The organism is Litchfieldia alkalitelluris (genome assembly GCF_002153425.1).
Classification (GTDB): domain Bacteria; phylum Bacillota; class Bacilli; order Bacillales; family Salisediminibacteriaceae; genus Evansella; species Evansella alkalicola.
In genome coordinates this window covers 272,751-286,804 of record NZ_KZ119600.1, presented here as the reverse complement: position 1 = coordinate 286,804, position 14,054 = coordinate 272,751, and the positions used below count along the sequence as shown (strand labels likewise).

The window sequence follows — 14,054 nt, the reverse complement described above, 5'->3', positions numbered from 1 at the left end:
TTCAGAGTACCAACAATGCCGGATGCCTCAAGAGGGTTAACCCATTATGATGCCTTCTTCCAAGAAGGGGGTGTCGCAAGGTGAATGAACAAATAGCACTATATGCCAAGCGTCTGAAGCTCAGTTGGACGAAGGAGAACTATAACAATATCAAAGCAAACAGTAATGAGGAGTTCCTTCTAAAGCTTTTAGAAAAGGAAGTAGAAGCACGAGAAGAGCGCAAGGTTAATCTCTTATTAAGCCAAGCTCAACTTCCCAAAACGGGGTCCCAGCCGTTTCAGTGGGAGCATATACAAATTCCACAAGGAATTGATAGAGATACTGTATTAAATGGGGATTTTATTAAAGATAGGGAGAATCTCATTTTGTATGGAGGAGTTGGGACGGGGAAAACCTACTTAGCAACCTTACTGTCCTTAAATGCCATATATAAGTTTGGCTATAAGGTGAAATTTTTTACCGTGGCAGGTTTAGTAAATAAATTAATAGAAGCCAATCAGCAAGGGACGTTACCTAAGCTGATGAAACAGATAGATAAGCTAGACAATCTGGTTTTGGACGAATTGGGTTACATCCCCTTAAATAAGGAGGGGGCTGAACTACTTTTTCAGGTGATTTCCATGTGTTATGAGAATCGAAGTATGGTAATCACCACCAACCTTCAATTCGGTCAATGGAACCATGTATTTGGAGATCCGATCCTTACTGAGGCAGTCATTGACCGGCTGATACATCATTCACATTTATTAGTATTTAAAGGTGATAGTTTTCGATATAAAGAGTCTTTACTAAACAAGTAAATAGGAGGTGCAAGTGGCATACATTTTTAATTGCCATTTCATACATTTTTTACTTGCCAAATACATATCTATCAAGATTTGCAAAAATAATTATGATTTTGATTTCCGATTAATCGGTTAAATCAAGTTATATTAATGTAACAAAATAAGCTAAAAACATAGTTACATGACGTTTTCTCTATGGATAACTATGTTCTCTAGTCTTTTCTTTTAATTAGTGACGATACGACTTTCCTTTTAATTTATTACAAAACATTGAAAAAAGGGTATCCACAAGTTATCTGTTGACATCTCTTTATATAATAATAAACTTAAAACCTAAACTAAAAAGTTATGATATGAAAAAACAGGATACATATTGTACCCTGTCAAGTGTTACAAATTGTTATTCAATTATAATCCACTTATTACATCTAGCATTGTTTGGTAGCTATCTACGTCATGATATTTAACGTTACTCGTTGAGATTTCATTGAACAGCTTTTTCGCACATGCTATTTTAGCTTTTTCAATTGGTCTTATGTCCATACTTTCCATAGATCCTTTTGTTTCGGCAATAAAAAAGATATGTTTTACTGTACCCTCGTTAAATGCAATTGCCCAGTCTGGAGAATAATTACCGACTGGTGTAGGAATTGAAAAGCCTCTAGGTAATTTCGCATATACACAAACCTCTTCTGCTCTGTCCATATCTTCTGCAAAACGCCTTTCAACACTTTTTGCTGCTAATCCATCTGTAACTACATAGTCTTGAACGTGTTTGTTTGCTCTAAAAGCTTTTTTTATCTCAACAGTTCCTTTTCCAGCTGTGAATATGCTACTATCGTATTGCCTCTCAATCTGATCATATGAGATGTGCTCCACTATCATGGTTGCCTTTTGTTCTTTAATTAGCCTTATTGCTCTTGTAATGAATTCTTCCGGGTTGTGTTTAAACATAGCAAAAACATAATTCTCAATTCCAGATAAAATAGCCACAATAGTTTTCCGTGTCAGTGTCGTACCTTCAGCAATTTTTCCAACTAAGTCATATTTAATTTTACTTGTTTCAGCATATTTTAATGTTTCTGTTCTCGTATTTTCCTCCACAAAGCTATCTTTACGTGCTATGGAATGTTCATCAAGGTCTACAATTTGATTTCCGCTAGTGACAGTATATTTAAGTTGAGATACACGTAGGTTCTCATTCAGATGTTTAATTGACTTTTTAATAAGTTCCTCACTATCAAATTCAACCGAATAGGCATATTGGTGGTTTATATAATTCCATAAAGTTTGAAATTCTTTCTTGTAAAAGTTATCATTTAATGGATTATCTTGAATTTTTGTCTGATTACCATCATCAATCATATCATCAAGCACACTCTCATCAAAGACACTCTGGATTAGCATGTGTACACCCTCAACCATCGGTAGTAACAGTTCTGGAACTGGTGCTAAACAATTATTTTCTAAATCTACACGATAAGACTCTGTTACATTATCATGATCATCAATATAGTCATTTTTAATAAGGTATCGATAAATAGATTTAGCATGTGTAACATCTAAGGTTACTGGCTGTCCTTCGACTATTACCGTTTTACCTGTAAAGTATTCCTGTGTAGCTTTGGACGGTCGATCATACAATGCTTCTTTGATACCCACCTGTAAGTCGGAAACAAAGTCTCTATATCCCTCACTAGCAATAACAGTTAACATATTTATATCGTGTACTGAACTGCCACATCTATCAACATCCATTCGCTCACCATGTTTATTTACAGAAAGTCTTAATCCTCTTCCTACCTCTTGTCGCTTTTGCGTAGGGCTAATCCCCCCGTGCTTTAATGTACAAATTTGGAACACATTCGGATTATCCCATCCTTCGCGTAATGCTGAATGTGAAAAAATAAAGCGGACAGGTTCTTCGAATGAAAGAAGTCTCTCCTTATTTTTTAGAATTAAATCGTATGCCGAAATATCATCACTTTCATCTGAACCTCTTTTTGTAGTACTGTCTATCATTCGACCTTTTTTGTCAATACTGAAATAGCCTGTATGAGTCTTACTTGGTTCAATGTTCTCTAGATACTTTACATAAGGTGTATCTTCAAGTGTAATATAATCATTTAAGATATTTATATATTCCTGTTCGAACATTTCGCCATATTCAGAGTTAATCTCATCACCAGCATCATTATATTTTCGATATTTAGCAACCTCATCAATAAAGAATAAGGAAAGTGTTTTTATACCTAGTTCAAACAATTGTTTTTCTTTTTCAAAATGCGAGATGATAGTCTCACGAATTTGAATTCGTCGCATATCAGATTCTGATACATCCCCAACAACTTCACCACGAGATAAAACTTGACCATTGGTAAATGTAACAGTGCCTTGAATTGGATCAATATCACTTATATGATAACCTTTATATTGTTCCATATCATTTGATATTGAATATAAATTATCATCTACACCAAGTAATCGTGTTTCACGATTTATAGATTTTTGATATCTTCTTTCCAATTCAATCCTTGCCATTGGAGGTTTAGTAGGGGAAATAATTATATTTTCTAGATATAAATATCTATCTGTCCCTCTAAGATTTTTTACTTCAAACCCTTTCACTTCTATTTTCTTTACTAATCTTTTATTATAAGCGTCTACAGCATCTAGAACATACACTAGGTTATGTTGATGGGCATGAGTAGCAGAATAATTTAAACAAAAAAGTGGGTTAAAATTAGCTAGAGCATTTTGTGTCTTTTCTCCACCCATTTTTTGAGGTTCATCTAAGATTAGGATAGGTCTGTTTGCCTTAATAACGTCGATAGGTCTTCTGCTTCCGAACTCGTCTAATTTTTCATATATTCGGCGAGCTTCTTTACTTCTTGCTCCTTCTTTCATCGTTGTATTAAATGCCTGAATATTAATAATCATGACGTTTATTCCTGCATTAGAACTGAAGTTATCAAGCTCATTTAGGTTCTTACTATTATAGACAAAGTAACGGGCTTTTTTCCCGTAATGCTCCATGAAATGGTCTTGTGTAATTTCAAAGGTCTTCTTTACACCTTCTCTAATAGCAATTGAAGGAACTACAATAATAAATTTACTCCAACCATATTTCTTTTGAAGTTCAAAAATAGTCTTAATATAAACATATGTCTTACCAGTACCAGTTTCCATTTCAACATCTAAGCTACAATTACCAAGATGTTTTATCAGGGACTCCGAGAGTTTAATATTGTTTTGAGCCTGCATATTCCGAATACTTAATAATAATTTCTCATCCGAAAATGCTAAATCAGCATTTTTAAAACCAGCAGAAACATCATCGTTATTTTCGTCTGATTCTCCATCCAATGTTAGTTGTTGATGCTTGAGATTTATCCCTATATCCCGTCTGTACTTTATGCGGTCAATATAAGGTTGTCCAGAGAAAATATCTATTACACTCTTTACAGCATCCGTTTGATATTGTTGTACTTTAAATTTAATTTTCATAACAAACCCTCCTCTATAAAACCTTTCTTATAGTAGTCGGGCTATAGTTTTCAAAGATCTGTTCAAAGTTTGTTGCTACACTATCATTAGCTATACTACTATCACGGAAAACAGCATAGTATGGTTGTTTTTTTGCAATCTCAGTTATAACCTCACTTGTAACATCTGTATCAAAACATGCTAATAAGTAACCTTTTTCAATATCAAAAACTTTTTTATCTTTAATAAATGTTTCCTCTATTTTACTTGACAGAAGAACACCAAGATCTAACATTACTTGGAAAAGCAAGTCCCCTGGAGTTCGATCTAGTTTAATATTTTCTTCAAGCTTGAAAAGTTCTCCTTGTTTATATTCAATCGGACTATAATAGACATCTTGCATATTAGTTGTATCCACTTTCAAAACACGAAATCCAAAATCAACCTTCTTAGAATTTAAATCCGTATCTTCCTTTGAAAGCTTTTTGCCCGCCCTGCGAATGCGTTCTTTTCCAATATCACAGATATTTTTGTAACCTGCTGCATAGGCATCAGACTTCTCATCTGTTTCTTCTGGTATTTGAACCATGATAAATTTACGATTACCATTATCTTCGGAATTTAATTGCATTACTGCATGCGCAGTAGTTGATGACCCTGCGAAAAAATCAAGGATAATTGAATCTTGATTGGAGTAAAGTTCAACTATACGTTTTATTAAATTGACTGACTTAGGATAATCGAAGTACGCTTTTCCATCGAATAATTGTTTTAATTGCTGTTGTGCATCTTGAGAATGACCAACCTCTGAGTATTTCCAAATTGTCATAGGGGTCACCCCTTGTTTTACTTCAGATAAAAACTTTTTAACTCGGGGCATATTATTACCTTTAGTCCCAAACCAAATTCTATTATCTTCTAGCATTTCAAGGTAGCGTTCTTTTGTAAAAAGCCAGCATCTCCCACTCGCTGGTTTAACTACATTCCCACTAGGTGTTTTTATTTCATAGAGTTTTTCTTTGATTTCAGGACCTACAGTCATATCGGATGAAGTCCAAGGGCCCCTTGGATCGTTATCCGGATTTTTATATCTGTTATCTGTCTCTATAGACCTTTTTAATCCATTACATTCAAGTATATCCAAATTTTTAGCATAACATAGTATATAGTCATGGTTTTCAGAAAAGTGTTTCTTTAAATTAACCGGAGAAAAAGCTCTCTCCCAAATTATACTAGCAACAAAGTTCCTAGAACCGAATAATTCATTACATACTTTTTTTAGATTTTCAACTTCATTATCATCTATACTTATAAAAATTACACCATCATCACTTAACAAGTCTTTCGCTAATTTTAAACGTGGATATAACATATTTAGCCAATCTGTATGAAAGCGACCATTGCTTTCAATATTTGTTACAAGACGGTTTCCCTCGAGGTCAAGTTGCCCACTACTTGCTATATAATCTTTCTCTAGTTGTTCAAAATCATCTTCATATATAAAATCCTTCCCAGTATTATAGGGAGGATCAATGTAAATTATTTTCACTTTTCCTAGATATGTTTCTTGAAGTAACTTAAGTGCATCGAGATTATCGCCTTCTATATATAAATTTTTAGTCTCTTCAAAATCTACACTTTCTTCTCGGTATGGCCTTAAAGTTTTATTTATAGGAGAATTAGCTAGCAGAACCGACTTCTTCTTATCTGGCCATGTGAATTGGTATCGTTCCTCTGGACCTTCTACTAATACGTCGGATAATTCTTGTCTTAGCATTTCAAAATCTATTGCACGCTCTACGATTTGTGATCCATCTTCTCGATATCCTCTAATAACTTCAGTCAGTGTGTTGGGAAACAGTTCAGCAATTTTTTTTACATTCTCAGCCACTTTATTTGTTGACTGCATTTTAAGTTTATCCATTTTCAATCTCCTTTCTCTTTCTCTAATTTCTTTCTTAAATCTTGTAATTTCGTATACAACTCAAATCTCTTTTTTGGTTGTTTTTCATTTCTTGAGGCTTTCTCTAATTTGTCTATTTCTTTTTGTAATTTTATTATTCTCTCTTGTTGTTCTAGCCTTTCAGAAACACTAATATTATTCTGAGCAATTTTTATATCCTCTCTTAATGCTACTTGCTCAACTAAACCATTCCAAACTGAATCAAGATTAAGACCAGTCATATTCAGAGAAATATCTTGTTCAGGTATCCAGTCAGTTTTATATATCTTCTTATAATATAGTGATAACTGAAACTGGTCTTGATACTTAATTATGAAAAGAAGTTTATGCGAATTTTGCCTTGCAATAGCCTCAACTGTTCGATAATCAAGCTCTTTCTTCTTTAGTTCAAGTGAAAGCACCAAGATTTCAGCTACTTCTTCACCTTTCTCCACATTTAGTGTATCAGGTGATAGTTTATACTCTAACACGATTCGTTTAATATCAGAAACGAACTTTTCTCGAATATCACCTTTTAGTGTAAGGTGTTTGTAAAAGGCTTCTTTTGGCATGATGCGTCCAACTTTAGACTTTTTTGGAAATATTAACATTTTAACACCACCATAAAACAGATTAACTCAAAATCATCAAGACCAGAAATAGTATCTGTTAAGAATGTTGTTTGATCTGTTCCAAAAAAACTGTCTAAATCACTTTCTTCTTTAACACTGATAATGGTTGAAATTGCTGCATGCAATAAATTTGATATTCGTTTCATATTTTTACCGTCATTAGTTTCCTTGTTAAAAATACGGCAAACCTTCATATCAGCATCTTTTCTATCACGCGTTAAATATCTCATTAAATCTAAAATTTCTTTCGGTTCAAGATGATTGGTAACAACCTCACCCTCGTCTGAAATATATACGATATAGAATGGATGTAAACGATTATGACTTTCTCCACTACCTAATTTATTTGTATTTTTCAAGACAAAAATAACTCCTGGAGTTTCTCCAGCAACAACCGCATGAATTCCAAGAGGAGTTCTCTCGAGATTCGGGTTTTCTTTTATATATGCAAGTAAATCCATACGAAATTCATTTAACCCAAGGTCCATAATTGAAATACCCGTTGTCATTTCTTCAAGATCGACTACTTCATCTTGCAGTTTTTCCAATTGTTTCCGTCTATAAATTAGGTCTCCATTTTCATCCTGATTAATATAATCGTCATCACCTGTTGATGTCATAACAGAGATACGCATTCGAGATTCTACACGACTTTTTAAATTTATATAATCATCTAGTGTTATATCAGGCCAAAAATTGACTAACTGTATAACTGAGTTTTTACTACCGATACGGTCTATACGTCCAAAACGCTGAATGATACGTACAGGATTCCAATGTATGTCATAATTAATACAGTAATCACAGTCCTGTAAGTTCTGACCTTCAGAAATACAATCAGTGGCTATTAAGATATCAATATCGTTTTTATCATTTGGCATAACTAGGGCTTTGTCTTTAGAAACAGGCGAGAAACAAGTTAAGATAGTGTTCATATCATTACGAAACCTAGAAATTGTGGTTTTGCCCTCAATAGAACCAGTGATTAGTGCACTATTTAACACGAATTTTTCCTTTACGTAGCTACTAATATTTTCATATAAATATTCGGCTGTATCTGAAAATGCTGTAAAAACAATAACCTTTTTATTATCATTGTTTATAGGTTTTGTAACCTTCTGACTGATAACTTCTATAAGTTCATTCAACTTACAATCAAATTCTGGAGTGATGTCTTCAACCATTAAAATTAATAACTCCAAAATCTCTTTATCCGCAACTAGATCCTGTTGCCAGGATAAATAATCTATATCGTTTATATCAATTCTATATTTTTTTCCCACTGTAAATAAATCTATATTTTGGTCATCTAAGTCAAATTCATCAAAGGAGCTATAATCTTGTATTGTTATATCCTTGCTAGTACGAAATTCTTTTATGACATTCAATGTTTCTATTATTTGATTATAAATACGCTTAACAGTTAATTTAAAAGAGTGGACTGAACTTTCCATTCGTTTTAACAAATTGATACTCATCAAACGGCGAATACCCTCTTCACGTCCACTTTGAGAAAGGCGGTTGCTATCTTCCGAATCTAAATCAATATAATTACTCAACCTACTTGGGAGTATATAATTAGTTGGTGTATACAAAGATAAATTTAATTGAGAAAGCTGATCATATACCTGTTCATAGTTAATTGCATTATTTAAAGTAGTTAATTTAGGACGTCTAGAAATAGGTTCATTGCGTTTTGGAAAACTACCAATTTCAGTAGTGTCATAGTAACGTTGAATATGCTTCCTTGAGCGGGCTATTGTGACGCTATCAAGCACTTCAAAAAAATCAAAATCTAATTGTTTTAGCAATGAACTTGTAGTACGTGTCTCGGGTGGTTGTTTACTCCAGGAGTTATATACTTTCTGTGCTTGTCTAAAAATAGTATCAATATCTGTTTTTGTATTTAGCTTTTTATTGATCAAGTCAGAATGGCCTTCATATGCAAGAGCTAATTGATTTCTTAAATCAAGAAAACGATTATTTACTGGGGTTGCCGATAGCATTAAGACTTTTGTTTTTACACCTGGTTTAATTACTTTATTAAGCAACTTTAAATACCGATTTTCTTTTTCTCCAAACTCCCCAGATGTAGCACCACCATTACGAAAGTTATGAGATTCATCAATTACTACTAAGTCATAATTCCCCCAATTTATGCGGTCAAGAGGTAAGCCAATCACGGAGTCGCCTTTTTCGCGTGACAAATCTGTATGAAAGAGAACATCATACCTTAAACGGTCTTTAGCAAGGGGATTATTAATTAAATTCCCTCTGAATGTGAGCCAATTGTCTTTCAGCTTCTTTGGACAAAGTACAAGAACATTCTTGTTACGATTTTCATAATATTTTATAACTGCTAACGAAGTGAATGTTTTACCAAGTCCAACACTATCTGCTAGAATACAACCATTATATTGCTCTAATTTATTAATGATAGCCAGTGCAGCATCTTTTTGGAAGTTGTAGAGCTTATTCCATACAGTACTCTCCTTGAATCCAGTAGCTTCGTTTGGTAATACATCCTCTGTTATGTCCTCTAAAAACTCATTAAATATGTTATATAGTGTCATAAAATAAATTAGCTCAGGAGAATTTTCTTGGTAAACAGTAGAAATAATCTCTATGACTTGTTCAGTAACATCCTGCAGACGGCTTTTGTCACTCCAAATATCATTAAACAATCGTATGTATTCATTACTAAAAGGTGCGTCAAACTTATTTACCATATTGTAAACATTGTTTCCTCGTTCACAACCTATATCTACTGTAGTAAATCCACTTAAGGGCATATATGTAATTTGCTTATCACTTGATTGAAGATTTAGAAATCCACCCATGCTGTCTTGCGTAGAATTACTTTTAAAGGTAACCTTTTGCTGAATCCATTCTGCACATTCTCGAGCAATTGATTTTTGAGTTAATTCATTTCTTAATTTCACTTCAAATTCAGTACCATATACACTAGTTTCTCTCTTTAATCTTGGTATATAAAATTCTCGTCTCTCTTTTGGAAATTTCTCAGTAACAAATGTGGGAGAAGTAAAGATAAATTCCAAAGATTCTATATCTTTTAGTTGTGTTTTTAGCTCTTGGTAAGCATATATAGAGAAATAAGCAGCTGCGATAGAAATACGACTCCCAGGTGTTATTTCTTTAACCAGATCATCTTTAACAATTTTAGAAGTATTGTTGAAAATTTCCATAGCCAAGCCCCCTTACCTGCATCTCATTACTTACCTTCATTATAACAAATAATAAGTAAATTTTACCCATTTAATATAATTATCTAGTTCTCTAACGAGCTATCTGAAGCAATTGATAAATCAGCACTACTTCCTCTAGCAGCTGATAGAAAAGCATAAATAAAAGATTCCCCTATCTTGACGTAGTAGATGGGGAGTCTTTTACACTTATAACTAATCAGTTAATCAAACAGATTACTAATTATCTCTTTTATTTTCGCGGCATCTATTCCACCGTTTTCATTGTCTTGAGTTATGATTAGTTCGCCACCCTCATCAATCGGCTTAATACCTTGGTCACGATACCATTGTAAATTCCGTTCCCATCTTCTCTTATATCCTTCATCAAACATCATTCCACAATGTTCCCAAAAAAGGGTGTTTCCTGTATCATCATCTTCGATTGTAAAGTCTGGATATTTTGTTGAATTTCCTTTTACTAGTGGAATTTCATATTCATATTCAATTCCATGAGAATGTAAAATATCTGCGATAATGACCTCTGATTTTGAACGAACTAAATCACCTCTTGTTGTACGATGGATAAGCCGCTGCTCTAAGAATGTCCCTTCAAATTGAATCATTTGTGGTTTTTCAAATAAGTTTGTGTATCTTCTTGCTGTTTCAGAGTATTGAGCAGAAGAATATTTTAATAAACTACTTCGTAACCCTTGATGGAGAATGATGACTTTTTCTTTTTGTCTAGTTAAGGCTGTATATAACATTTCTGGTGATATAAGTGGACAATTTTCAGGAATAATAACAAAGACCTTCCCAAATTCGCTCCCTTGTGCTTTATGGACGGTTAGTGCATATGCCAGCTCTAGAGTTGGTTCACCCTCTTCTGAAAAATCACTAGAGAAAAATTCGTATCGGGAGCCTAGTTGAGATGAAAATTCAACATTAAAATGTGAAGCATTTCTAGAAAACTCTCCTATTACTAGTCCAATTTCACCATTTGCAATATATTTTGATGCAGCCTCACTTGGCCATACATAATTTCGTTTATGGTTTCTAGTATTAATAACTTTATCTCCATATACCACTTGCTCTGACCCTCGTGGTTTAGGAAAGAAACGATTAAACGTTTTTTGCGCTTGTTCTATTCTTCCTTTTTTAAATGAATGATGGATTTCTCTATTAATGGATTTTACACCGTATAGCGAATTTTTAACCGGTGTTAAGATTTGCCAATCTTCAACCTGTTTTACTGCTGATTGACTAGTTTTGGAATCTTTATTTCTTGTATCTGAGTAAAAATTAATATACCCTTTGTCATTTTCCATTCCACCTAATGTCTTTTCGAATTTTTTTTCATCTTGAGTACTATCAAGTTCAAGTTCTTTTACTAAAACTTCTTTTAGCAATCCCGGTAAGTCTTCTTCGTTCTCCCACTGGTAAAATTGTAAAGTCTCTGAATCTGTGAAACTTATTGATGTATCAAAAAAATCGTCATCTACATTTGACTCATTACCACTGAACCATTGAGCCAATCTTAAGTCTTCCCGTTCTTGCACTTCCTCTTCATTTTGCCGTCTAGTTACTGTCAATTGACCATATCCCTGACCTACTTTAGGAAATATACTATCAACATTAGTTGGTTTCAGTTTGGAAACAATATCAACAAAAGGTCTTCCTGGGCCTATAGGGGGTAATTGTTTAGGGTCCCCTACAAAAATTAAACGTTTTACACCTTTTAATGACTCTAATAATGCCGCCATCATCTCTTCTGTTAACATAGATGCTTCATCTACAATGACCGTTTCAGGGCAACGCTCACCAGGTTCGTGCTTTAACTGGTACCTATAATTTTTAAAGTCATACCTCTTTGTTTTACCTAAAAACTGTGCAACCGTGTAAGCTTTAATATGCGATCCAGATGTTACCTGTTCCATACGAACACGCGCTTTTCCAGTTGGTGCTAGGAGTAAAACTTCTCCTTTTTTTATTTCTTCTTGATCTATTAAAATTGACAACAATGTTGTTTTCCCCGTTCCTGCAGGGCCAATTAAAACTGAAAACCTAGATTCCGCTAATTCTTGTAATATAGCAGCCTTTTCTGTTCGTGCTTTCTCTTCCTTTTTTCTCTCTTCATTTACTAAAATAGAAATATCCTTAAAAATTGAATCTATTTTCACTCTCCAGTCCACATTAATAACATGACGCTTGGCTTTTTGGCTAATTCTAGCCGAAATTCTGTCACGTATTAACTGACTCATTTCGGCTATTCTAGATAATTGGTAAGCTTTGGTTCCATCAGACATCTCGACAATATCAATAACCTTAGAGAAAAAGTTTTCTACACCAAGCATAATGTCTTCATGCACCTCGCAAGCAGGTGTTAATGCACACTCTCGAATCTTATGTATCACTGAAGTATATGGGAGTAGTGTATGACCTTCCTCTGTTGAAGCCTCAAGAAAATAAACTGAAAACGCTCTGATTCGTTTTTCATCCAATGGAGAGTCCATAGAAAATCCATGTAAATAAGGATAATCTTGCAAAATAGACTCGGTTGGGTAAACACCTTTGTCAATTGTAAAAACAGATATTGGATCAACAAGTAATCTAGTTTTCTCATATAGTACATATGGGTTTTCAAGTATTTCTTCGTCAGTTAATTTTACATTTTCCTGTTCTCGTTCTGCTTTAATAAAAGCAAGCTTAGCATGTTCATTTGAAAATTCAAACCGACTTACCAGTTTTAATAGTTTTTTTCGGGTATTTGGTAGAGTGTTCCATACTTGGAAGAGGCTTTTTCCAATATGTCTAGCAAGGTAAGGTGGTAGTAGTTTTTCAGGCTTTTGAAACATTTCTTCTACTAATTCCCAAACATCTTGCTCTTCCTCTAATTGTTCTTCCAATGTTTTTGCAACAAACGAACCTAATCCTACCCCAAAAGCTGTTAATGCTGAACCTAAACCAGGATATGGACCCCTTAATTGCCATGCCTCCGATAAACGGTTATCAATCCATTGAAGGCAGCTCTCCCAAGGACCATCAAATTTCTTTTTAATCTCCTGAAGTGCATTTGCAATGGATATTAAACTTTCAATCGCCCCATCATGGGAAACATGTTCTGTGGCATAAGAAAATTCAACCATCTTGTCACTAGGTGCAAAAGCAATCATGTTTGAAATATCATACTCAGGGTTTTCTTCCACATAATCAAAAATCTCTTGATACGGTAATATAAAGCCATCAACAAAGTCCGGACGTATTGAATGTTGAATCATTCTTTCCCAAAGCATGGACTTCATTCCATCACTTTTATATTCGTATTCAGTCAAATCACCAATATGGTTAATCCGGCCAACCCCAATTAATATTCTTCTATTATCTTCCACATGCGGTACTTGCTTTGCATAAAAGAATACCAGAGATTCATCCTTTATATGATTCATGAAATTATTTAAGATTTGTTGTTGATTATGTTTCTCTTGCCACCAAATAGATGTGAAACTTAACTTTGGTTCTCTTTCTTCATCTATTACAATAGGGTATGATTTAGTTAATTCAGTTCTCGATTCCTTTAGCATCCACCGGAACGGTATAGCTGCTGCAGAATACACCGGAAATCGAAGTGTTGTTTCTTTCATATGACCATGAGTGTTTTTTGAACTATTTACATAAGGATGATTAACTCGTTTTGTATATTCAAATGGTGCCATAAACATACCACGTTCACCAATACAGCATGGCCATTCACTAGGTGATAAATCTTCAATTGACTGACCTGCAACACTTTCTTCTTGAACATCATCTTTTGACTCTGAAATCCTCTTTAATTTTAAGCAAGCTGTATTCTTTCTTGGATTATGACAGACAGTACCTTTCCATCCATTATCATGCCAAGGTACACGAATGGATAAATGTTTTAATGGATACGATTTCTTCTCCATGTTATTCTCCTTTCATATTTCTAAATTAACATGAGCACTTATATTATTAATTGATTTATTAC

At 33.9% G+C, this 14,054-nt stretch carries 6 protein-coding genes; 1 reads left to right on the top strand and 5 read right to left on the bottom strand.

Annotated elements, in window-relative coordinates:
• The first annotated feature begins 80 nt into the window (after nucleotides 1-80).
• Nucleotides 81-800: an IS21-like element helper ATPase IstB gene (gene istB, locus BW724_RS01470; RefSeq protein ID WP_088073339.1), complete on the top strand. Its 720-nt coding sequence runs from the start codon at nucleotides 81-83 to the stop codon at nucleotides 798-800.
• A gap of 393 nt (nucleotides 801-1,193) precedes the next feature.
• Here the strand turns inward: istB and BW724_RS01465 are convergent, their stop codons facing one another.
• From BW724_RS01465 to BW724_RS01445, 5 genes are all read right to left on the bottom strand, one after another.
• Entirely contained in the window at nucleotides 1,194-4,292 is a 3,099-nt protein-coding gene (locus BW724_RS01465) for a type III restriction-modification system endonuclease (protein WP_088073338.1), read from the bottom strand.
• Nucleotides 4,293-4,305: 13 nt separating this feature from the next.
• Entirely contained in the window at nucleotides 4,306-6,195 is a 1,890-nt protein-coding gene (locus tag BW724_RS01460) for a site-specific DNA-methyltransferase (protein ID WP_176371248.1), read from the bottom strand.
• Nucleotides 6,196-6,197: 2 nt separating this feature from the next.
• On the bottom strand, nucleotides 6,198-6,824 hold the full coding sequence (locus BW724_RS01455) for a DUF4391 domain-containing protein (protein ID WP_088073337.1): 627 nt from the start codon (nucleotides 6,822-6,824) through the stop codon (nucleotides 6,198-6,200).
• Nucleotides 6,818-10,051, bottom strand: a complete 3,234-nt coding sequence (locus BW724_RS01450) for a helicase-related protein (protein ID WP_088073336.1) — start codon at nucleotides 10,049-10,051, stop codon at nucleotides 6,818-6,820. The genes BW724_RS01455 and BW724_RS01450 overlap by 7 nt, the downstream gene beginning before the upstream one ends.
• 221 nt (nucleotides 10,052-10,272) lie before the next feature.
• Nucleotides 10,273-13,992: an AAA family ATPase gene (locus BW724_RS01445; protein WP_088073335.1), complete on the bottom strand. Its 3,720-nt coding sequence runs from the start codon at nucleotides 13,990-13,992 to the stop codon at nucleotides 10,273-10,275.
• Between the last annotated feature and the right edge of the window lie 62 nt (nucleotides 13,993-14,054).

Bases quoted from the DNA above. Each gene is read 5' to 3' on its own strand.
- BW724_RS01465 (WP_088073338.1), bottom strand. From the start codon at position 4,292: ATGAAAATTAAATTTAAAGTACAACAATATCAAACGGATGCTGTAAAG.
- BW724_RS01460 (WP_176371248.1), bottom strand. From the start codon at position 6,195: ATGGATAAACTTAAAATGCAGTCAACAAATAAAGTGGCTGAGAATGTA.
- BW724_RS01455 (WP_088073337.1), bottom strand. From the start codon at position 6,824: ATGTTAATATTTCCAAAAAAGTCTAAAGTTGGACGCATCATGCCAAAA.
- BW724_RS01450 (WP_088073336.1), bottom strand. From the start codon at position 10,051: ATGGAAATTTTCAACAATACTTCTAAAATTGTTAAAGATGATCTGGTT.
- BW724_RS01445 (WP_088073335.1), bottom strand. From the start codon at position 13,992: ATGGAGAAGAAATCGTATCCATTAAAACATTTATCCATTCGTGTACCT.